Origin of the sequence: Streptomyces sp. NPDC021093, assembly GCF_044333135.1 — a bacterium.
Lineage (GTDB): Bacteria > Actinomycetota > Actinomycetes > Streptomycetales > Streptomycetaceae > Streptomyces.
In genome coordinates, this window is record NZ_JBIRQJ010000001.1 from 47,673 (window position 1) to 67,957 (window position 20,285).

At 72.5% G+C, this 20,285-nt stretch carries 18 protein-coding genes; 12 read left to right on the top strand and 6 right to left on the bottom strand.

The annotated features are described in order from the left end of the window. Positions 1-10 precede the first annotated feature (10 nt). From ACH4SP_RS00200 to ACH4SP_RS00210, 3 genes are all read left to right on the top strand, one after another. Positions 11-139 carry a SapB/AmfS family lanthipeptide gene (locus tag ACH4SP_RS00200; protein ID WP_398407906.1) on the top strand — a complete coding sequence of 43 codons (129 nt, stop codon included), beginning with the start codon at positions 11-13 and terminating at the stop codon, positions 137-139. A gap of 156 nt (positions 140-295) precedes the next feature. Further along, positions 296-2,038: an ABC transporter ATP-binding protein gene (locus tag ACH4SP_RS00205; protein WP_398407907.1), complete on the top strand. Its 1,743-nt coding sequence runs from the start codon at positions 296-298 to the stop codon at positions 2,036-2,038. Continuing rightward, positions 2,035-3,957, top strand: a complete 1,923-nt coding sequence (locus tag ACH4SP_RS00210; protein ID WP_398407908.1) for an ATP-binding cassette domain-containing protein — start codon at positions 2,035-2,037, stop codon at positions 3,955-3,957. The genes ACH4SP_RS00205 and ACH4SP_RS00210 overlap by 4 nt, the downstream gene beginning before the upstream one ends. A gap of 100 nt (positions 3,958-4,057) precedes the next feature. Here ACH4SP_RS00210 and ACH4SP_RS00215 read toward each other — a convergent pair whose 3' ends face one another. Continuing rightward, positions 4,058-4,648: a DNA-binding response regulator gene (locus tag ACH4SP_RS00215; RefSeq protein WP_398407909.1), complete on the bottom strand. Its 591-nt coding sequence runs from the start codon at positions 4,646-4,648 to the stop codon at positions 4,058-4,060. Positions 4,649-4,954: 306 nt separating this feature from the next. On the opposite strand from ACH4SP_RS00215, the gene ACH4SP_RS00220 reads away from it, so the two are divergent. Next, positions 4,955-6,352 (top strand): phytase, encoded by a 1,398-nt coding sequence (locus tag ACH4SP_RS00220; RefSeq protein ID WP_398407910.1) that lies wholly within the window; start codon positions 4,955-4,957, stop codon positions 6,350-6,352. A gap of 73 nt (positions 6,353-6,425) precedes the next feature. Here the strand turns inward: ACH4SP_RS00220 and def are convergent, their stop codons facing one another. Continuing rightward, on the bottom strand, positions 6,426-7,085 hold the full coding sequence (gene def, locus ACH4SP_RS00225) for a peptide deformylase (protein WP_398407911.1): 660 nt from the start codon (positions 7,083-7,085) through the stop codon (positions 6,426-6,428). Between the two features lie 83 nt (positions 7,086-7,168). On the opposite strand from def, the gene ACH4SP_RS00230 reads away from it, so the two are divergent. Both ACH4SP_RS00230 and ACH4SP_RS00235 read left to right on the top strand, forming a co-directional pair. Continuing rightward, on the top strand, positions 7,169-7,762 hold the full coding sequence (locus ACH4SP_RS00230; protein ID WP_398407912.1) for a helix-turn-helix domain-containing protein: 594 nt from the start codon (positions 7,169-7,171) through the stop codon (positions 7,760-7,762). Beyond that, positions 7,759-8,592 carry a MerR family transcriptional regulator gene (locus ACH4SP_RS00235; protein ID WP_398407913.1) on the top strand — a complete coding sequence of 278 codons (834 nt, stop codon included), beginning with the start codon at positions 7,759-7,761 and terminating at the stop codon, positions 8,590-8,592. Before ACH4SP_RS00230 ends, ACH4SP_RS00235 begins: the two co-directional genes overlap by 4 nt. Positions 8,593-8,602: 10 nt before the next feature. Here ACH4SP_RS00235 and ACH4SP_RS00240 read toward each other — a convergent pair whose 3' ends face one another. Continuing rightward, positions 8,603-9,370, bottom strand: coding sequence for a spermidine synthase (locus ACH4SP_RS00240; protein WP_398407914.1), 768 nt, complete (start codon positions 9,368-9,370; stop codon positions 8,603-8,605). A gap of 162 nt (positions 9,371-9,532) precedes the next feature. Between ACH4SP_RS00240 and ACH4SP_RS00245 the strand changes: the two genes are divergently transcribed. The 3 genes from ACH4SP_RS00245 to ACH4SP_RS00255 are packed head-to-tail and all read left to right on the top strand — an operon-like array spanning position 9,533 to position 13,142. After that, a complete protein-coding gene (locus ACH4SP_RS00245) occupies positions 9,533-10,006 on the top strand; it encodes a hypothetical protein (protein WP_398407915.1) in 474 nt (157 codons plus the stop codon). Then, on the top strand, positions 10,003-12,876 hold the full coding sequence (locus ACH4SP_RS00250) for a M48 family metalloprotease (RefSeq protein WP_398407916.1): 2,874 nt from the start codon (positions 10,003-10,005) through the stop codon (positions 12,874-12,876). The genes ACH4SP_RS00245 and ACH4SP_RS00250 overlap by 4 nt, the downstream gene beginning before the upstream one ends. After that, entirely contained in the window at positions 12,873-13,142 is a 270-nt protein-coding gene (locus ACH4SP_RS00255; protein ID WP_398407917.1) for a hypothetical protein, read from the top strand. Before ACH4SP_RS00250 ends, ACH4SP_RS00255 begins: the two co-directional genes overlap by 4 nt. Here the strand turns inward: ACH4SP_RS00255 and ACH4SP_RS00260 are convergent. Then, positions 13,139-13,882 (bottom strand): MFS transporter, encoded by a 744-nt coding sequence (locus ACH4SP_RS00260; protein ID WP_398407918.1) that lies wholly within the window; start codon positions 13,880-13,882, stop codon positions 13,139-13,141. The genes ACH4SP_RS00255 and ACH4SP_RS00260 overlap by 4 nt on opposite strands. Positions 13,883-14,005: 123 nt before the next feature. Between ACH4SP_RS00260 and ACH4SP_RS00265 the strand changes: the two genes are divergently transcribed. The 3 genes from ACH4SP_RS00265 to ACH4SP_RS00275 all read left to right on the top strand — a co-directional run bounded on the left by ACH4SP_RS00265 (position 14,006) and on the right by ACH4SP_RS00275 (position 18,405). Next, positions 14,006-15,451 carry a glyceraldehyde-3-phosphate dehydrogenase gene (locus ACH4SP_RS00265; RefSeq protein ID WP_398407919.1) on the top strand — a complete coding sequence of 482 codons (1,446 nt, stop codon included), beginning with the start codon at positions 14,006-14,008 and terminating at the stop codon, positions 15,449-15,451. A gap of 111 nt (positions 15,452-15,562) precedes the next feature. Continuing rightward, on the top strand, positions 15,563-16,936 hold the full coding sequence (locus tag ACH4SP_RS00270) for a hypothetical protein (RefSeq protein WP_398407920.1): 1,374 nt from the start codon (positions 15,563-15,565) through the stop codon (positions 16,934-16,936). 170 nt (positions 16,937-17,106) lie between these two features. Next, positions 17,107-18,405, top strand: coding sequence for a D-alanyl-D-alanine carboxypeptidase family protein (locus tag ACH4SP_RS00275; RefSeq protein WP_398407921.1), 1,299 nt, complete (start codon positions 17,107-17,109; stop codon positions 18,403-18,405). Between the two features lie 38 nt (positions 18,406-18,443). Here the strand turns inward: ACH4SP_RS00275 and ACH4SP_RS00280 are convergent, their stop codons facing one another. Together ACH4SP_RS00280 and ACH4SP_RS00285 are read right to left on the bottom strand one after the other, a co-directional pair. Next, positions 18,444-19,685, bottom strand: coding sequence for an NAD(P)/FAD-dependent oxidoreductase (locus tag ACH4SP_RS00280; protein WP_398407922.1), 1,242 nt, complete (start codon positions 19,683-19,685; stop codon positions 18,444-18,446). Next, positions 19,685-20,008, bottom strand: a complete 324-nt coding sequence (locus ACH4SP_RS00285) for a 2Fe-2S iron-sulfur cluster-binding protein (RefSeq protein ID WP_398407923.1) — start codon at positions 20,006-20,008, stop codon at positions 19,685-19,687. The genes ACH4SP_RS00280 and ACH4SP_RS00285 overlap by 1 nt, the downstream gene beginning before the upstream one ends. Between the last annotated feature and the right edge of the window lie 277 nt (positions 20,009-20,285).

The following is a 20,285-nucleotide window of genomic DNA, read 5'->3' on the forward strand; positions in this document are numbered from 1 at the left end:
AGGAAACATCATGAGCATTCTCGACCTGCAGTCGATGGAGACCCCGAAGGAAGAGGCCATGGGCGGCGGCGGTGGCGGCAGCCGCGCGAGCCTGCTGCTCTGCGGCGACAGCAGCCTGAGCGTCACCACCTGTAACTGACTCACCGTCAGGACACTGACGCACCGTCAGAAGTGCGGGCCCCGGGCGGATTTCCTCGCCCGGGGCCCGTACTGCGAGAGCCCGCGCAAGTGACGCGACGACACAGGCACGAGACGCAGGTACGAGACGCGAGTACGAGGGAGTGGGGCGCCGCCCGTGCGGAAGAAGGACCAGAAGCGGAAGCGCCCGACCGCCCCGGGGGACTCGGTCCTGCTGGCCGCGGCCCGGCGCAACAAGGGGCGCGCGGCTGGTGTGTTCACCGCGTCCGCGCTCTCCGCCTGCGCGGCCGTCGCGCTGCCCGCCGTCGTCGGGCGCACCCTGGACCTGCTGCTCTCGCGCGACCCGGCGGCCAGGGGCTGGCTCGTGCTGTGCGCCGTGCTGGTGCTCGCCGAAGTGGTGCTGGAGGCCGCCGAAGCCCTGTTCACCGGAACCGCGCAGGCCAGGTCGACCGCGTGGCTGCGCACCCGGGGAGTGTCCCGGCTGCTGGGCTCCGCGCCGCGGGACGCCGCCCGCTTCGCACCGGGCGACACCGCGACCCGGCTGTCCGCCAACGCGACCGAGGCCGGTGCCGCGCCGGGTGCCGCCGCGGGCCTGGCCGCGGCACTGATCACCCCGGTCGGCGCGCTCGTCGCGCTGGCCCTCGTCGACCTCTGGTGCGCGCTGGCGTTCGCGGCCGGCCTGCCGCTGCTGCTGGTGGTGCTGCGCGCCTTCGCCGTCGGGTCGTCCGACAGCATCGCCCGCTACCAGCAGGTCCAGTCCACCCTCGCGTCGCTGCTGACCGAGGCGCTGGCCGGGGCGCGCAGCATCGCCGCCGCGGGCACCGCGGGCCGCGAGCGCGCCCGGATCCTGGCCCCGCTGCCCGAACTGGGCGTCCAGGGACGCCGCATGTGGGTCGTGCACGGCCGTGCCGTGGCGCGCAGCGGCGTCCTGCTCCCCCTCCTGACGACCGCCGTCGTGCTGGTCGGCGGCCTGGGCGTGGTCTCGGGGCGGATGACCGTCGGCGAACTCCTCGCCGCGTCGCGGTACGCGGCGCTCGCCGCAGGGGTCGGAGCGGTGGCGGGCCTCGTCGGCTCGCTGGTGCGCAGCCGCACCGCCGCCCGCCGGGTGGCCGAAGTACTGGATCTGCCCGGCCTCCCGCACGGTGCGCGGGGGCTCCCGCCGGGCGGCCCCGGCACCCTCGAACTGCGCGGCGTCGATGTCGTGCAGGACGGGAAGTTCCTGCTGCGCGGGGTGTCGCTGGTGCTCCCCGGAGGTACGACCACGGCCGTGGTCGGCCGCAGCGGGGCGGGCAAGTCGACCCTGGCGGCGGTCGCGGGGCGGCTGTGCGACCCGGACGCGGGGACCGTACTGCTGGACGGGGTACCGCTGCGGGACGTCGGGGCGCGGGAGCTGCGCCGTGAGGTGGGGTACGCGTTCGAGCGACCGGCGCTCTTCGGGGACACCCTCCTGGCCGCGCTCGCCTCGGGTGCGCGCACGGCGTCGCCCGCCGAGGTGCGGGCGGCGGCCGAGGCGGCGGGCGCCGACGACTTCGTACGACTGCTGCCGCAGGGGTACGACACCGCGCCGGGCGACGCACCGCTCTCCGGCGGGGAGTTCCAACGCCTGGGCCTGGCAAGGGCGTTCGCGCACGCCGGACGGCTCCTCGTGCTCGACGACGCGACCTCCAGCCTGGACACGGCGACGGAGCGGCGCGTCGAGGAGGCCCTCGCCCGCGACGTCGGCCCCGGCACCCGGCTGTGCGTCGCACACCGGCTCTCCTCCGCCGCCCGCGCGGACCTGGTCGTCTGGCTGGACGAGGGGCGGGTACGGGCGGTGGGCGCGCACCGGCAGCTGTGGCAGCAGCGGGCCTACCGGGCGGTCTTCGCCGCGGCCGACGGCGGCCCTGAGGGGCAGGCGTGAGCGCCCGGGAGGCCGCCGGGCGCGGCCGGGGCGCGTCCTCTCGCGATCGGAGCGGGACCGGGCGGGCCGGGTCCGGGCGCGCCTGGCTGCGGCGGGACGGGAAGCGGTTCTTCGCCCGGCGCAAGTCCGTGCTGGCGCGGATCACGGCGTGGTCGCTGGTGGAGTCGGCGCAGACGTTCCTCGGCGGCTACTGCCTCGCGCAGGCGCTCGACCGGGGCTTCCTGGCGGGGAGGGCGGGCACCGGCGCGGCGTGGCTGGCCCTCGCCGCGCTCGCGATCCTCGCGGGCGGACCGGTCGCCCGCGGCGTCTTCACCCAACTCGCGGCACTGGTCGAGCCGTTCAGGGACGCGCTGGTACGGCGCGCGGTGGACCAGGCCCTGCACCGGGCCGTGGGCGGCCGCGACGGTACGGGGTCCGGCCGGGACGGCACCACGGGGTCCGGCAGCGCCGTCTCACGGGTCGCCCAGCAGAGCGAGATCGCCCGGGACAGCTTCGCCGGTCTTGTGCTCACGGCCCGGTCGTTCGTGTTCACGGCGGTGGGCGCGCTCGCCGGACTGTTCGCGCTGGCACCGGAGTTGCTGGTGGTCACGGCCCCTCCGCTGGTGCTGGGGCTCGGGCTCTTCCTGGCGACGCTGCGGCCGATGGCCGACGCCCAGCGGGCCTTCCTGGACGCGGAGGAGGAGTTCACCGACCGGACGCGCGCGGCCGGCGCCGGGCTGCGCGACGTGGTGGCCTGCGGGGTGCAGGCCGAGGTGGGCGCGCGGGCCGCCGGGGCGGCGCAGGCGGCCGAACGCGCGGCGGGCGTGCTGGCGCGCTGGTCGGCGGTGCGGGTCCTCGCGCTCGGGGTGGCCGGCCAACTCCCGCCCGTACTCCTCCTGGTGGCCGTCCCGTGGCTGCTTGACCGGGGCCTCACCGCGGGTGCGCTGACGGGTGCGCTCACCTACCTCGTACAGTCGCTGCTCCCTGCCCTGCACACGCTGATGACGGCCCTGGGCGCGGCGGGCACCCGGCTGCTGGTGGTCCTGGACAGGTTCACACACGAGACGGAGGCAGCCGGGCCGCCGACCGGCGGTGCGAGCAGCCCGAGCGACGTGGCCGGCGACGCCGGGCGGCCGCGCACCGCAGAGCCGTCCCGCACCGCCGCACCGTCCCGCACCGCAGAGCCGTCCCCCGCCGCCGAACTGCGCGCCGTCGGCCTCGCGTACGGGCCGGGCGCCCGCCCCGTACTCGACGGCCTCCATCTGACCGTCGGCCCCGGGGAGCACCTCGCGGTGGTGGGGCCCAGCGGCATCGGCAAGTCCACGCTGGCCAACGTCCTCGCGGGGCTACTGCCTCCCGACCGGGGAACGGCCCTCATCGGCGGCCGGTGCGTCCGGGGCCGTCCCCCCGCCGAACTGGCCCTGCTGCGTGCGCTCGTCCCCCAGGAGGCGTACGTCTTCACCGCGAGCGTCCGCGACAACCTCACCCACCTGCGCCCCGGCGCGACGGACGCCGAGGTCGCGGAGACGGTCGCCGCGCTGCACCTGGGGCCGTTGATCGACCGGCTCGGCGGCCAGGACGCCCTCCTCGTACCGAGTGAACTGTCGCAGGGGGAACGGCAGTTGCTGACCCTGGCCCGCGCCCATCTGTCGCCCGCCCCGCTCCTCGTACTGGACGAGGCGACCTGCCACCTGGACCAGGAGACGGAGGACCGGGTGGAGCGGGCCCTGGCCGCGCGGCCGGGGGCGCTGGTCGTGGTGGCGCACCGGATGTCCTCCGCGCTGCGCGCCGACCGGGTCCTCGTACTGGACGGAATCCGGGCGGACTGCGGGACGCACCGGGAACTGCTGGAACGGTCCGCCCTCTACCGGAACCTGACCGGCCACTGGCACGACGAGGGAACGCACCGGGCCGCCGACGGCACGGCGGCGGCATCCTGAGCGGACCGGCTCACACCCGGCCGCCTCACACCCGGCCGCCTCACGCCCGACCGGCTCATGCCCGACCGGCTCGCACCCAGGCGGCTCACCCGCAGCCGGCTCACACCCAGCCCGCCCCGCGCGCGATGCGTATCGCGTCGACCCGGTTGCGGGCGCCGGTCTTGCGGATGGACGCCGCCAGGTAGTTGCGCACGGTGCCCCGGGACAGGTGCAGGGCGAGCGCGATCTCGCCGACGCAGGCGCCTTCGGCGGCGAGGGACAGTACGGACAACTCCCTCGGAGTCAGGGGAATCTCCGTGGCGCGCAGGAGACCGACGGCCAGTGACACGTCGACGTACCGCTCTCCCCTCGCGACCGCGTGGATTCCCTCGACTAATCGCCCCGGGGAGCCCTCCTTGTCGACGTATCCGAGCGCACCCGCTTCGAAGGCGCGGCGCAGCACGCCGGGCCGGTGGGCGGTGGCCAGCACCAGTAACCCGGCACCTCCCGCCCGCCCGGGACACCCGGCCCGGCCCGTCAGCAGGTCCTCCGCGTCGGTCACCCGGACCTCGGCCGGGTGGCCGAGGTCCGGGTAGTCCGCGAGGGGCCCGGGTGGGCCGAACGACACGTCGAAGTCCGCTTCGACACGCAACAGGGCCACCAGGGCGGAGCGGAAGAGACCGGCCGCATGGGCGACTTGCACACGTATCATGCTGTACTCCTTCGACAGGGGCCCCGAGGAGCCCTCCCACCAGGTGGACCTACGGGAACCCGGGGGGCTTCGGGTCGATACCGCAACACCAGTTCCCATGAAGCGGGCGAAGGAACGCGTCGCCACCCTCCTCGGGAAGCACAGGGGGCTCATCATCCGTCACCGTGCGCCATCATGCGCCCCAGACAGGTGTACGAGAGCCCGGGGGTCACCCCCCGGCTGCCCACAGGCCACTCGCGAGTCATCCGAGCGCGGCAGGATGCGGCGACAACTCCTCCGTACTGTCCGGGAATTGAGGGAATCTTCGTGCGTACCACCCGCTCCGCGCGCTGGACGGCGGTCACCGCGTCCGCCGCTCTCGCCGCACTCCTGCCACCGTCACCCGCCCAGGCCCAGGCACCCCGGCCCCGGGCCGCCGAGCCGCTGCCCGCCGTGACCGCGGCCGCCGAGACGGCGACGCTGTACGACGACGAGGCGGGCGGCAACGCCAACGCGGACGACCCGGCGATCTGGCGCAACGAGAAGGACCCGGAGCTCAGCCTCGTCGTCGCGACCGCGAAGGAGGGCGGGCTGCGGGTGTACGGGCTCGACGCACGCCTGAAGCAGTCGGTCCCGGCGCCGGGACCGCCCCGGGAGGGAGACGCGCCTGGCCGGTTCAACAACGTCGACCTCGTCCGCGGGCTCCGGCTGCCGTCGGGCCCCGCCGACGTCGCGGTGACGACCGACCGGGGCGGCGACCGGCTGCGCACCTATCGGATCGACCCGTCCCGCCCCGGCGGACCGCTCGTCGACGTCACCGACCCGGACGCAGCCCCGGTGTTCTCCGCGGGGCAGGACGAGATCAACGCCCAGCACACCGCGTACGGCCTGGCCACCTGGCAGGACCGGGCCACCGGGCGCGCGTACGCCCTGGTCAGCCGCCGCAACGAAACCCGCATCGCGCTCCTCGAACTGCTGCCGACGACGCGCGGCACGGTCACGTACCGCAAGGTCCGCACCCTCGACCTCCCCGCCGCCTTCACCCTCCCGAACGGCACCCGGTGGAGCCCCTGCGCCGAACCCGGCGAGCTGCCTCAGGTGGAGGGCATGGTCGTCGACCCGGCGAGCGGGGTGCTGTACGCGGGCCAGGAGGACGTCGGCATCTGGCGGCTCCGCGCCGACCTGCGCGGCGGCGCCCCGGTGCTGGTCGACAAGGTGAAGGAGTACGGCGTCCCCGGCACGTACGACGACACGACCGAGGAGTGCGTGGCGGGCAGCGACCCCGGCTACGGCGGCAAGCACCTGGCCGCGGACGTCGAGGGCCTGACACTGCTTCAGGGCGGGAAGGACGGGAAGAGCGAGAAGGGTGGAAAGGACAGGAAGGGCAGGAAGAGCGCCGGCAGGCTCCTCGCCTCCAGCCAGGGGGACAACACCTTCGCCGTCTACGACCGCGAGTTCGACGGCGCGCGCGACGACAACGACTACGAGGGCGGCTTCCGCATCAAGGCGTCCTCCGGAGCCACCGGCCCGGACGGGGTGGAGGAGTGCGACGGCGCGGCGGTGCTCGACGAGCCGCTGGGCAGGCGGTTCCCGCGCGGTCTGCTCGTCGTGCAGGACGGCCACGACACCCCGGCCGGCCAGGGCGGCGACGGTGCGGAGCGGGAGGCGACCGGCTTCAAGTTCGTCGACCTCGGCAGGCTGAAGGACGCCTCGGACGCGCTGTGACCTTGTGACCTCGTGCCCCTGAGATCCGCGTCCGGGCGAACCAGCCGTGCCGCAAGGAGCGCCCGCTCGGGCGCTACTTGCCCAACTCCTCAGCCCTGGCGGCACGTCGGGCGTACACCTCGTCCTGGGACTCGGCCATCTCGCGGAGAGCTGTCTTCCGCTCCCGCTGGGCGAGCCGGTCCAGGTAGAGGTGGCCGTGCAGATGGTCCGTCTCGTGCTGCAGGCAGCGGGCGAAGTAGCCGCTGCCCTCGATCACCAGGGGATTGCCGTCCTTGTCACGGCCTCGTACGACCGCGTGGTCCGGGCGGGACACCACGCGGAAGGGCCCGGGGACGGAGAGGCACCCTTCCGGTTCCTCGACCAGCCTGCGGTCCTCGGCCGGCACGTCGTCCAGGACGGGATTGGCGATGTGCCCGACGTGCCGCACTCCCCACTCGTCCGTGATGTCCCACACGAACAGTTGCAGGTCCACATCGATCTGGTTGGCGGCGAGCCCCGCGCCGTCCGCCACCTGGTTCGTGGCGAACATGTCGTCGATCAGCCGCGAGAGTTCCGGCGTCCCGAACCGGGTGACCTCCCGGCACCGGCGTCGCAGGATCTCTTCCCCGACGACGGTGATGCGGCGCACCGAGCCCCGTCCGACCTCTGGCGCGAACCTCGGAAAGGAATCGACGGGCTCGCCCTGCACGCGTACCCGGCGGTCCTGCGAAGTGTCGCCGAACCCAACAGCCATGACTTTCCCCATGCCTTCCGCACCTGCCCGGGTAGGCCCGGGTCCATTTGACCGAACGCTTTGCAAAGTAGCATCCTTTGCAAATGAGTGACGAGAATTCTCCAGCAGCTTCCCAAGGGGCCGCCGCAGGTGCGCCGTTGCACCGCGCCCGCCGGCTCCTCCCGGACCATCCGGTGCGCGTCGCCCTGCTGGACCTGCTCGCCGAGGTCGGCACCGTCACGTCGACGGAGGCCGCCACGCGTCTCGGCCACAGCTCGGGCCTCTGCTCGTTCCATCTGCGCCAGCTCGCCCGGCACGGCCTCATCGAGGAAGTGCCGCACACGGGCGGGCGGGCCCGGCCGTGGCGGCTCCGCTGGGAGTCCGCCGACCAGTCCCGCTCCCCGGAGGCCTCGGCAGGTTTCAGCGCGCTCGCCCGGGGTCTTGAGGACGAGAGCTACCGGCACTGGCTGACCCATCAGGGCCAGGCTCCGGCCGAGTGGCAGCAGGACGAGTCCTTCAGCGCCGTGCTCCACCTCACCCCGGCGGAGACCGCCGAACTCGCCGCCTCCGTACGCCTCCTGCTGGCCGGCTACCAGGAACGGGACCGGCTTCCCGGCACGCGCCCCGCGGACGCCGTGCCCGTGGCCGCGATCACCAGGCTGTTCCCGCTGCTGCCCGAGAACCCCGCACACCGATGAGCGCGCCGACGAGCCGTGAACCCGTGGAACCGACCCCCTCCCCCGGTGAGAGCCTGACCGTGGGGCGGACCGCTGCCCTCGTCGGGGTCAGCGTGAAGACGCTGCACCACTGGGACGCGATCGGTCTGGTGCTGCCGAGCGGGCGCACCCCGGGCGGGTACCGGGTGTACTCGGGCGAGGACGTCGCCCGTATTCACCGGGTGCTCGTGTACCGGGAACTCGGGCTGCCCCTCGGCGAGATCGGCCGCATCCTCGACGATCCGGCCACCCCGGTCCGCCACCATCTGCGCAGACAGCGCTCGGAGCTGCTCGACCGGATCGCCCGTCTGCAGAAGATGGTCGGCGCCGTCGACGGCGTGCTGGAGGCCTCGCGCACCGGGATGCGGCTGACCGTCCAGGAACAGGCCGACCTCTTCGGCGCCGACTGGCAGCCCGGCTGGGTCGACGAGGCGGAGGAGCGCTGGGGCGACAGCGCACAGTGGGCGCAGTACGCGGAACGCGCCGCCGCGATGACCCCGCAGGACTGGCAGCGGATCGCGGCGTCGACCAAGGCGCTGGAGGCCGACCTCGCCGCTGCCGGGCGCAGCGGTGTGGCCCCCGGCTCCGACCGCGCGAACGCCCTGGCCGAACGGCACCGCGCGCAACTCTCCACGTACTTCGACTGCACGCACGCGATGCACGCGTGCCTCGGGCGGATGTTCGTCGACGACCCCGGGTACACCGCCCACTACGACGGGCTCGCACCGGGCCTGACCGGCTGGCTCCGCGACGTGATCTTCGCGAACGCCGAGGCCCACGGCGTGGCCCCGGAGTCCGCCGTGTGGGAATGAGAGTGCGCTCTCAGTCAGGATTGCGAGCCAGGTGCACCACGTCCGGCACGCCCCGCGCCACCGCCACCTCCTCGGTCCGCACGGCCTCGAACCCGGCGTCCCGCAGCGCCTGCTCGAAGCGCGCCGATGGCTGTGCGGACCACACGGCGAGGACCCCTCCCGGGTTCAGCCGAGCCCGGCAGGCGGCGAGGCCGACGGGGGTGTAGAGACCGCGGTTGTCGTCCGTGACGGTCCAGTCGGGCCCGTTGTCGATGTCCAGGCACAGCACGTCGTACGTCACCTCGTACGTCACCTCCTGCGTCACCTCCTGCGTCCGCACGGGCGCGCACAGATGGGCCACCAGGTCCGTACACAGCACGGACACGCGCGGATCGGCCAGCGCGGCACCGGAGATCGCGCCCAGCGGCCCGGCCACGTGCCAGTCGACGATCGCCTCCTCCCGCTCGACGACGGTGATCGCCCCCCAGTGCTCCTGCGCGGCGGCGTGCACGAGAGAGAATCCGACGCCGAGTCCGCCGATCAGCAGCGAGGGCCGTCTCGGTACGTGCATACCGGATGCCGTGCGGCAGCCAGGGACGGCACGCCTGGCATGGGCGGCATGGGCGGCATGGGCGGCGTCGACGAGCAGCCGCTCGGAGCGACCGTCCGACGTGTCCATCAGGAAGCAGCCGTTCGCGATGATCTCGTACGTCGCCTCTCCGCGCCGACGCAGCACGACCTCACCGTGCGGGCCTTCGCGGCGGTCCAGCAGAACAGGGGATTCAGTGGGGGCTGACATGGGGCGGCTTCCTCTCCGTGACCGTACGGCCCGGTCACTCACCGGCTCAACGACGCCTCACCGCAAGGGGTTCCACAGCACGGCGTGAACATCTCTGTACATGTCACCAACTCACCCTAGGCTTAATGAACTTGGCGAGTTCGATTGAGGAAACGGAACAGGATGACTGTGACGCTGCGAACGGCCGTCGAGGAATTCGTCAGCAAAGAGGCTCCGAAGGAGCGCGTGCTTCTGGAGAGCCTCGACGGGTTCGACGACGAGCAGACGACGCGATTGCTGAAGCGCCGTAGCAAGGACCCGCTCAGTTTCGGTTTTGCCGAAATCGCCACCCTGGTGACACCCGTTGTCTGGATCGCGGTGCAGGAGGTGTGCCGTGCGGCGGCGGAGCCGGCCGTGGGCGCCCTGCGGCGGCGGACCGGAGCCTTGATGCGTCGCGTCCTGCGACGGCCCGCACCTGCCCTGACGGTGCCCCCGATGACCGCCGAGACCCTGGAGGAGCTCCATGGCCGGGTCTGCCGGGAGGCCCGCACCGCGGGCCTCGAAGAGGATGCCGCGCGAGCACTCGCCGACCGGGTGAAGGAGCACTTCCGGCCGCGGGATCCGGATCACCCCGGGGAGCCTCCGGAGCGGCCGTGACCGCCGAAGCACCTTCGGACGAGGTCCGTTCGGGCACCCGGGCACCGGACAGCCGGGCGCTTCCGTCCGGTACGACGCTGCGATTCGGCGTTCTCCTGCTCGTCATGGTCGTCGCGAGTGTCGGCGCGCTGGACCGGGCTCTGCAGGGCTGGTTCGGCAGTGCGGGCAGCGAGGACTGCTGGATCGCCGCAGGATTCGACCCGAAGGGCGATCCCCACAGGAACTTCCAGGTTCAGATGGACGCACTGGACCGGCCGGGCTGCTTCTACGCCGATGACGGTCTCTTCCTGTACTGGCGAGGCGTGACGGGCACTGCGGTCGTCCTGCTGGTGGCGTTCGCGGTCTACTGGTGGCTGCCTTGGTGGCGTCGACGCAGCAGCCGGCTGAAGAAGCTCGCACCGGGGGCCGAGGACGACGGCATCCGCGCGGAGTTGGCCGGGTTGGTGGAGGACGCCAGGGTGCGTCCGGCCCCGGATTTCATGGTTTTCGCGAGTCCCGGCACCGGCGCGTCGGTGTTCGGCCGCCCCGGCCGCCGCACCGTTCGCCTGGACGCGGGCCTGCTCGCGGTACGCGACTCCGGTTCGGGACGGTTCAAAGCGGTGGTGCTGCACGAGCTGGCGCACCTCAAGAACAGGGACGTGGACATCGCCTACGCCGTAGTGGCGCTGTGGCGTGCCTACCTCGGCCTCGTGGTGGCTCCCTATCTGCTCCTCTACTTCGTTCCCAGCCTGATCGCCGCTCCCCAGTACGTCGGGTTCAGCGAGGCCATGCAGGCCCTGTCGCTGCCCGGTCTCGCCCGTGACCTCGCCACGTCGGTCCTGCTGCTCCTGCTGGTCCCGCTCGCGAAGTCGGACGCCTTGCGCCACCGCGAGCTGTACGCCGACGCCACCGCAGTCGCGCTCGGCGCCGACCGCGGCGTGTGGGAGAGCGAGGCCGCCCGCACACCTGCCCGTCGTGGAGCCGGAACCGTCCGGGCTCTTCTGGCGCCCTGGCGGGCACATCCGTCCTGGCGCCAGCGTGAGCTGGCCCTGGGGGACCCCGCCGCACTGTTCAGCCTCGGCGCGGCCCAGATGTTCCTGATCGGCTGTGCGGCGCTGGTGACGGCGAACGCACTGACCAGGTTCTGGGACGGGCTGCTGATGGTCCGGCTGATCTCCGTCCCGGTCGCGCTGATCGTCACTTTCGCCGTATGGCGTGCTCTCCTCTACACCAAGGACAACGGCGGGCGGAAGCAGCCCGGCGGACTGCGTTCCGGGCTCTGGCTCGGGGTGGGGCTGACCGTCGGCGAACTGATCTCGGGGCTCGGCCCGCTCGGGCAGTGGGTGCCGGAGCGCTGGGAACTGTCACTGGTGCTCGTGCCCGCCGCGGTGGCCTACACCGCGTGGATCGCGTTGTGCGGCAGGCTCCAGCTGCGCTTCAACGGCCGCCCCCGGGTGCTCATCTGGCCCTCCGCGCTGGCTGCGGTCCTGCTCGCCGTGGTGGCCCTCTCCTGGTGGACGCAGAGCGGATCCTTCTACGTGGCGGGCGAGGACCAGTGGCTGCGGGAGCAGTTCACCCGCGCGCTCGCCGTCGACTCGCCCACCACCTGGGTGAGCCGCGATGGGCAGCTGGCGGTGCTCGCCACCATGACTCTGCTCCTCCTCGACCTCGCCTTTCACAAGACTTCGCTGATAATGGCGCTCGTGCTCTGGGCGTTGCCCCTGCTGCTCTGGGTGTGGCAGACCGGGGGCCGCCGGGGAAGCGGGCTGGCGGGCACCCTCGCCGCGGGCCTCGTCGGCGGCGCGGTCACCGCGGCAGGCCTGCTGGGTCTGCTGGCCTACCTCCGCTCCTGGCACCAGCCGCTGGCCCTGCGCGACACGGGGTTCGACGTCGCCTTCGGCCTCGGCGCGCGGGGTGTGGTGTGGCTCGGCACGCTGATGACCGCCCTGGCGGTGGTGATCCTGGTACGTCACGAGCGGTTGCTGCGGGCAGTCGTCGCCGCGGCAGTGGCGCAGACGGTCGCCGTGGCGGCAGGCTTCCTCGTCTCGGCCACCTGGGGCTGCCTCGGCCCCCTGAGCATCACAGCGGCGCCCTGTGCCTGGAAGCCCGGTGCGGCATGGGCCTGGACGGCCCCGCTGGCCAAATCGGCTCTCCCCGCCGTCTTCGGTGCCCTGCTCGTCGCGGCTGTGGTCCTCGGAGCGATGCACCTGGCAGGCGTCAGGGACCGCCCTGTGACGGCAGCACCGGAACCAGCCCCGGACCCAGACCTGACGGCCCAACGGTCGAAGCCCGTCCTGTACCGTGCCGCGACGGTGACGGGTTCGGTGCTCCTCGTCCTGGCCGCGGTGATCGTCGGCGAACGGGCGTTCAGCGCTCCGGGCACACCCCCGGTGGCGAGGCACGTCCCCGTGCCCGCGCCCGTACCTCCCAAGGAATCGACCGACCCGCACGTGCGGGCCCGACAGGCTCTCGCTTGGCTCAGGGAGACCAAGGGCACGAACCTCGCGGTGCTCTCCGACTACGGCGCGTACGGCAAGGAGCGGCAGGCCATGCTCCGCACGGCCCGGAGCCCCGCGCCTCCCGCGCCGGCGGAGGCCGTCCGGTTCCGTGGCGTGTGCACCGCCCTCGCCGCCGACGCGCTCCGGGCGCAGCGCGGTGTCCCCTATCCGGATCCCGTGGTCCAACGCACCTGGAGCTCGGCCCTGCACACCACCCGGCAGGCAGCCGCCGCCTGCCTTGCCTGGCTGCCCCCGGGAGGCATGCACAGCAGCGGTGCACGGGCCGTCGCAAGGCTGGACGACGGCCTGGACGCGACGACGAAGGCGATGGAGCCCATCATGGCGAGGCTGGCCGACGCGAAGCGGTACTGGCCGGAGGAATTCCAGCAGTGACAGCCTGGGCCGCCCGCGCCCCCTCCACCCGCGTCCTCTCCGCCCACCGCGCGTCGAAGCCGAGCTGCCAGGAACCGGCCGACTGGAGCATCTCGGCGACGACCAGCAGAACCGAGCCGGCGAGAAGGGCGGTGAGCGCGACCGCCGTCGGGGTGCCGCCGGACAGCGCGAAGACCCCGCAGGTGGCGAGCGTCAGCGCACCCGAGCGGCGCAGCGCGCGCACGGCCGTGGCCGGGTCGCGGACCGTGCGGGCGGTCCGGACCTAGAAGAGCATCACCGTACCAGTGTTGAGGAGCGTGAGGACGGCGTACGGGCGGTCCCGCAGCACTTCGAGCCGCGCGCCCGGCGGTGCGGGGGCCGGGGCGACGGCGGGCAGCCGGAGCAGGACGAGGGCGCAGAGCAGGAAGCTGAGGGCGTCGACGGCGAAGGCGACCTGGTAGGCGGTGCGGGTGCCGGCGGCGAGGGCGAGTCCGCCGAGTGCGGCGCCGAGCGCCAGGCCCGCGTGGAGCGTCGACTGGAGGTGGGCGAGCGCGCCGGTGCGCTCCTCCCTGGCGACCAGCCCCGCGAGGAGCGCCTGCCGGGCGGCGGCGAGTCCTGACTGCGCGGAGACGTACAGGCAGGCGGCCGCGACGAACGGCAGGAAGCCCCGTACGACGAGGAACGACGCGACGGCGGCCGCGGTCGCCAGCGCGAGCAGCACCGCCGTGCCGCGCGGCCCGTGCCGGTCCGCGAGCCGCCCGAGCGGGACCCCGTCGACCGAGCCGACCGCCCACGCCACGGCGAGCCCGAGGCCGATCCTGGCGGGGGCGAGGCCGACGACGTGGGTGAAGTGGAGTGCGGAGGTGACGTAGAACGCGCCGTCGCCGACGGAATTGCCCAACTGGGCGAGGGAGAGCGTCCGTTGGGGCCCGACGGGCGGCAGGAAGTTCGGCGTGCACTCGACACCAGGCCGAGATTGACCCCCTCCAGTGGGCCGATTGACACTCTCTCCAGTGGGCCACTTCACTTACGGAACAGCCGCCGGGCAGGGCGCCGAGCAGCCCCCTGAGCACCGGAAACGGGCCCCGTGCGTGATCAAAACAACCGAGGGTTAGCATATGAGCGCCGCCTAGCTCGAAAGAGAAGCCCTGTGACTGTCAACGACGACTCGTTCACCAACTGGAAGAACCGCGAGGAAATCGCGGAGTCGATGATCCCCATCATCGGGAAGCTGCACCGGGAGCGTGATGTCACGGTCCTGATCCACAGCCGCTCCTTGGTGAACAAGTCGGTGGTCAGCATCCTGAAGACCCACCGATTCGCCCGCCAGATAGCCGGTGCGGAGCTCTCGATCACCGAGACGCTGCCCTTCCTCCAGGCGCTCACCACGCTCGACCTCGGCCCGTCGCAGATCGACATCGGTCTCCTCGCCGAGACGTACCGGGCCGACGACCGCGGTCTCTCGGTGGAGGAGTTCACCGCCGAGGCCGTCGCCGGCGCCACGGGCGAGAACAAGATCGAGCGCAACGAGTCCCGCGACGTCGTGCTCTACGGCTTCGGCCGCATCGGCCGTCTGCTGGCCCGGCTGCTCATCGAGAAGGCCGGCTCGGGCAACGGTCTGCGCCTGCGCGCCATCGTCGTCCGCAAGGGTGCGGGCCAGGACATCGTGAAGCGCGCCTCGCTGCTGCGCCGCGACTCGATCCACGGCCAGTTCCAGGGCACGATCACCGTCGACGAGACGAACGACACGATCATCGCCAACGGCAACACGATCAAGATGATCTACTCCGACGACCCGACCAAGGTCGACTACACGGAGTACGGCATCAAGGACGCCATCCTGATCGACAACACCGGCCGCTGGCGCGACCGCGAGGGCCTCTCCAAGCACCTGCGCCCCGGCATCGCCAAGGTCGTGCTGACCGCCCCTGGCAAGGGCGACGTCCCCAACATCGTGCACGGCGTCAACCACGACACCATCAAGCCGGACGAGCAGATCCTGTCCTGCGCGTCCTGCACCACGAACGCGATCGTGCCGCCGCTGAAGGCGATGGCCGACGAGTACGGCGTGCTGCGCGGCCACGTGGAGACCGTCCACTCGTTCACGAACGACCAGAACCTGCTGGACAACTACCACGGCTCCGACCGCCGCGGCCGCTCCGCACCGCTCAACATGGTCATCACCGAGACGGGTGCCGCCTCCGCCGTCGCCAAGGCGCTGCCCGACCTGGACGCCCGCATCACCGGCAGTTCGATCCGCGTCCCGGTCCCGAACGTCTCGATCGCGATCCTCAACCTGCGGCTCGCCCGCGAGACCACCCGCGAGGAGGTCGTCGACCACCTCCGCGACATCTCGCTGAACTCGCCGCTCAAGCGCCAGATCGACTTCACCAGCGCACCCGACGCGGTCTCCAGCGACTTCATCGGCTCGCGCCACTCGTCGATCATCGACGCGGGCGCGCTCAAGGTCGAGGGCGACGACGCGATCCTCTACCTCTGGTACGACAACGAGTTCGGCTACTCCTGCCAGGTCATCCGCGTGGTCCAGCACGTCTCCGGCGTCGAGTACCCGACGTACCCGGCCCCGGTGGTCTGACCCGCTGCTGCCCGAGCGTCAACTTGCCCCGCACCCCTCCGAGGAGGGGTGCGGGGCAGTTAACGTTCTCCCGACGATGACAGTGAACAGCGGGACGGGGCGGGCGAGTTGATGCATACGGAACCGGTGGGCGCGAAGCCCTCCGAGGGCGGCTTGGGGTTCGAGGACTTCTACCGGGCGCACGCGGCGCCGCTCGTCGCCCTGCTGCTCCTGCGGGGCACGGGTCTGGTCGACGCGGTGCGCCTCGCCCAGGACGCGATGACCGTGGCGCACCGCTGGACGGGCCGGCTCGGCACGAGCACCGGGGTCGACGCCCAGGGCCTGCGGGCATGGACGCTCCGGCTGGCGGCGGCCGGCCAGGGAGCGGGAGGGGTGGCGACCGCGCCCGACCCGTTACTGGGAGCAGGCGCCGACAGCCCGCCCCTGCACGCGCGTACAGCCGCAGTGCTCACCCCGCTCCACGAGCTGAATGAGCGTCAGCGCAACGTCCTGGCCCACCGGTTGACCGGCTGCCCGCCCGGAGCCGTCGGCTACGAGCTGGGGCTCTCGATGCCCAAGGTGCACCGCACACTGCACCACGTCGGCAGGCTGCTCGGGGCGGGCGACGAAGCGGGCGACCGGGACGACCGCTTCGTGGGCCTGCTGGCCGAGCTGGTCGCCGCACTGGATCCCGTACTCGACCTGAAGGCGGGGTTCGACCGGGTGAGCGACGCGTCCCGTCAACTTCCCACACCATTGCAGGACTTCGGCCCACAGCCCCCGGTTCCGCCGTACGGCGCGCCCCTGTTGCACACCTTCGCCGAGCCCGTCCCTTCCGGCGTACGGGCGTACGCCGCCGACCTCGCGGTACGCGACGCCCCGTACCTCGTCGCCGAACGGGACCGGTTTCCCGTGGCGGAGCTGGCGGCGGTGCGGCTCGGGGCCGTGTTCGCCCTCCAGGTGGAGAGGTTCCGGCGGGAGTCCGAGCGGTCCGGATTCCGCACCAACCGCGACGACTTCACCGCGCAGGACGCCCAGGCCTTCGCACTGGCGCTGACACGGGACGCCCTGCGCGCCGCGCCGATGTTCGACGCCGTGCAGAACCTCGACGTACCGCGCCGGGCCGGATTCCTGGCGCAGGGCCTCGCCCAGGACGATCCCTACACGATCGAGGTCTCCTACGACAGCATCGAGCTGTCCCTCGCCCTGGCCCGATTCCGGCGCTCCGCACTCGGACTGGCCCTGCGCGCGATGCACAGACCCGGCGTGGACACCGGGCACGAGGCCCAGGGCCCCCTCGCCGACGCCCTGCGGAACTCCCTGTTCGACACCCACCGGATGCTCCACCAGCTCGACGCCCTGAACTCCGACCTCTCCCGCGCCGAATCGACCCTGCCGGACGGCTACTACGTCGACATGACCCGGGACTTCGACCTCCACCAGGCCTTCCACGCGGACCTGGCCCTCGGCGTCGACGCCGCCCGGGAGGCGCTGGCACGGCCGTAGCCGCACGGGATACGCTCACCGGCGCACTCCCCACACCCCGACACCCGGCTCGTCCGCGGCCGGACGGGATCCGAAGCCGTTCCGTTCCCTCCCCGGCCCGTGGCGAATTCCACGTCCCGACGGAGCCCGACGCGTCGTTCGGGCCTCGTCGGCTGCGATACGTTCGGGCGATGCGTCCCTCTTCATCCCCGCAGGTACGACGCGGGTTCGTGGCCCTGACCGCGACCGCGGTCACGGCCTTCGCCGGGGTCTCCCCCGCCCTCGCGAGCACGTACCACCCACCGGCGCAGACCGCCCCGGCGACCACTGCGGCGCCGGGCACCACCGGGGCGACGAAGGGGAAGACGCCGCCCGCGCAGATGTCGACGGTCGGCGGCGAGCTGCTGGGCAAGCCGGGACCGCAGGTCGGCGCGGGGGCGCCCGCACTGCCCGCGAAGCTCTCCGCGCTGTCGTGGATCGTGTCGGACGCCGACACCGGAGACGTCCTCGCGGCGTCGAACGCCCACTGGGCGCTCCCGCCCGCCAGCACCCTGAAGATGCTCTTCGCCGACACCGTGCTGCCCACCCTCCCGCACGGCACCAGCCACAAGGTCACCGACGCGGACCTGGCCGGGATGGGCGCCGGGAGCAGCGCGGTCGGCATCGTGCCGGGGCAGCAGTACCAGGTGGCCGACCTGTGGCGCGGGGTGTTCCTGCGTTCGGGCAACGACGCCGTGCACGTGCTCGCCGCGATGAACGGCGGTGTGCCGAAGACGGTCGCCGACATGCAGAAGCGGGCCGAGGAGCTGGGCGCGAAGGACACTCATGTCCTCAGCCCCGACGGTTACGACGCCCCGGGTCAGGTCTCGTCGGCGTACGACCTGTCGCTGTTCCTGCGCGCGGGGCTGAAGAACAAGGACTTCAAGGAGTACTGCTCCACGGCCGACGCCAAGTTCCCCGGCGGCCCGCAGACCAAGGGCAAGCCGTTCGGCATCTCCAACACCAACCGGATGCTGTCCGGCATCGGCGGGGTCGCCAAGTACCCCGGCCTGATCGGCGGCAAGAACGGCTACACCACCAACGCGGGCAACACCCTCGCCGAGGCCGCCCAGCGCGACGGCCGCACGCTCCTGGTCACGGTGATGAACCCGCAGACGCAGAAGCACGACGAGGTCTACAACGAGATGCGCCAGCTCCTCGACTGGGGCTTCGCCACCGCGGGCAGGGCCACGCCGATCGGCAGCCTGAACCCCACCGCCACCACGGCCCACGAGCCGAATCCCCCCAGGGGCGCCGCCGGGGCCGACGCGGACTCCGACTCGGAATCGATGGGCGCACTCGGCTGGACCGGAATCGGCGCGGCACTGGTGGTTGCGGGAAGCGCGGCCGCCTTCGCCCTCAACCGCCGCAGGGGCAGCGGAACCGGGGCGGGCAAGAAGGAGACCGGCGACGAAAGCGGGAACGGGAGCGGGAACGCGCCGACCGGCTGACGGCAGCGCAACGTCACGTCACTTCACTTCACTTCACTTCACGGAAGCAGCGAGGCGAAGGAGAAGCCCTCCGCCGCAGCCTCTTCCGGGTTCAATTCGACCTCCTTCCGGAGGAGCTGACGGGCGATCAAGTGATCCACGGGGCGGTTGACCGACTCGACCGCCCGTAGGTTCTTCCCCCGGAAGAGAAGCACCGAGAACCCTTCGGGGTCTTCGCCGAGCACCACCTCGGCGTCGTGCCCTTCATCAACGCCCGCTATCTGCAGGCTCGTTGAGAACTGGTCGCTCCAGAACCAGGGCAGTTCGTCGTACGCACGGGGCGTCCCGGTCAGCCGTTCGGCGACCAGCCGGGCGTGGCCGACGGCGTTCTGGACCGATTCGAGCCGCCGCCGGTTCCCGGAGCGCACCTGGGGGAACGCCGCGCAGTCGCCGATGGCCGAGATGTACGGATCGCCGGTGAGCAGGCGGGAGTCGACGGTGATGCCGTCGTCGCCCACCGGGAGGCCGGCCGCGGCGGCGAGTTCCGTGCGCGGGGTGACTCCGACGCCGATCAGGACCAGGTCGGCGGGCAGCCGTCGGCCATCGGCCAGTTCCACCGCCGTCACGGCTCCGCGCCGGTCGCCGTGCAGGCCGGCGACGCCCTGGCCGAACAGCAGCCGGGTGCCTGCCCGCTCGTGCAGCCGGGTGAAGTGCTCGGCCGTACGCACCGAGACGGCCCGTGCGAGCGGCCGGCTCCGGGCTTCGACGACCGTCACCTCGCAGCCGAACCCCCTTGCCACGGCGGCGAATTCGAGACCGATGAACCCGGCCCCCACCACCACCGCGTGCCGGGCGGCAGCCAGCGAAGCCCGCAGGGCGGCGGCGTCCTGCGCGGTGCGCAGGGTGTGTACGCCGCGCAGCGCACCGCCTTGTATTCCGCGCGGTCCGGCCCCCGGCAGGTCGAGGGTGCGCGGGCGGGCGCCGGTGGCCAGGACGAGGTGGTCGTATCCGTAGCCGGAGCCGTCGGAGAGGCGCACCGTGCGGGCGGCCGGGTCGATCCCGGTCACCGTGCCGCCGACCAGGTCGATCGACCGGCGTACGTAGTACGTCACGGGCCGCAGCCACAGCTGTGTCTCGTCCGCCGTGCCCTTGAGGTACGCCTTGGACAGCGGCGGGCGTTCGTACGGCAGCACGTCCTCGGCGCTGATGAGGGTGATGCGTCCCGGGTGGCCGAGTTCGCGCAGCGACGCCGCGGTCTGGTAGCCGCCCTGCCCGGCCCCCACGATGACGACGCCCGTCATCAGATCTGCCGCTCGGGGAGGTGGACGGTCAGGCCGTCCAGGCCTTCGGTCACCGGGAGTTGGCAGCTCAGCCGGCTGTTTTCCAGGCGAGGGCTCGCGGACAGCCCGAGCATGTGGTCCTCGATCGGCCCGGCCGGTGCCAGCTTGTCGAGGGCGCTCTCGTCGACGTAGACGTGGCAGGTGGCGCACAGCACGTTGCCGCCGCAGAGGGCGAGGATGCCGTCGATGTCGTTGAGGACGGCGCCGCGCATGATGCTCGTACCGACGGGGACTTCGGTCGGATGTGCCGTTCCGTCGGCGGTGACGTACGTGATCCTGGGCATGGCAGAACAACTCCTCGATGGTCCGCCGAAAGGGCCGGACAGGGGGAAGCAGAGGGAAATCGGAAGGTGTGAAGGACGCCGCCGGTGGCCGGCGGGGGACGCGACACCCCTGCCAACTCGGCCTCACGGAGCGGCCGTTCGGACACACGACGTCCTGGGCCGGGAATGCGGCAGCGCGTTGGAACGTACCAGAGGAGTTCCCGGCGCGCCAGGACGGCCCGCAGGTGAGCCCGCTGAGGAGCTCACAGAGGGACTCACAGAGGGACACTCGCAGGAC

Coding starts and splice junctions, on each gene's coding strand:
- ACH4SP_RS00200 (WP_398407906.1), top strand. CDS start 11: ATGAGCATTCTCGACCTGCAGTCGATGGAGACCCCGAAGGAAGAGGCC.
- ACH4SP_RS00215 (WP_398407909.1), bottom strand. CDS start 4,648: ATGATACGTGTGCAAGTCGCCCATGCGGCCGGTCTCTTCCGCTCCGCC.
- def (WP_398407911.1), bottom strand. CDS start 7,085: ATGGCTGTTGGGTTCGGCGACACTTCGCAGGACCGCCGGGTACGCGTG.
- ACH4SP_RS00230 (WP_398407912.1), top strand. CDS start 7,169: ATGAGTGACGAGAATTCTCCAGCAGCTTCCCAAGGGGCCGCCGCAGGT.
- ACH4SP_RS00235 (WP_398407913.1), top strand. CDS start 7,759: ATGAGCGCGCCGACGAGCCGTGAACCCGTGGAACCGACCCCCTCCCCC.
- ACH4SP_RS00240 (WP_398407914.1), bottom strand. CDS start 9,370: ATGTCAGCCCCCACTGAATCCCCTGTTCTGCTGGACCGCCGCGAAGGC.
- ACH4SP_RS00245 (WP_398407915.1), top strand. CDS start 9,533: ATGACTGTGACGCTGCGAACGGCCGTCGAGGAATTCGTCAGCAAAGAG.
- ACH4SP_RS00270 (WP_398407920.1), top strand. CDS start 15,563: ATGCATACGGAACCGGTGGGCGCGAAGCCCTCCGAGGGCGGCTTGGGG.
- ACH4SP_RS00275 (WP_398407921.1), top strand. CDS start 17,107: ATGCGTCCCTCTTCATCCCCGCAGGTACGACGCGGGTTCGTGGCCCTG.
- ACH4SP_RS00280 (WP_398407922.1), bottom strand. CDS start 19,685: ATGACGGGCGTCGTCATCGTGGGGGCCGGGCAGGGCGGCTACCAGACC.
- ACH4SP_RS00285 (WP_398407923.1), bottom strand. CDS start 20,008: ATGCCCAGGATCACGTACGTCACCGCCGACGGAACGGCACATCCGACC.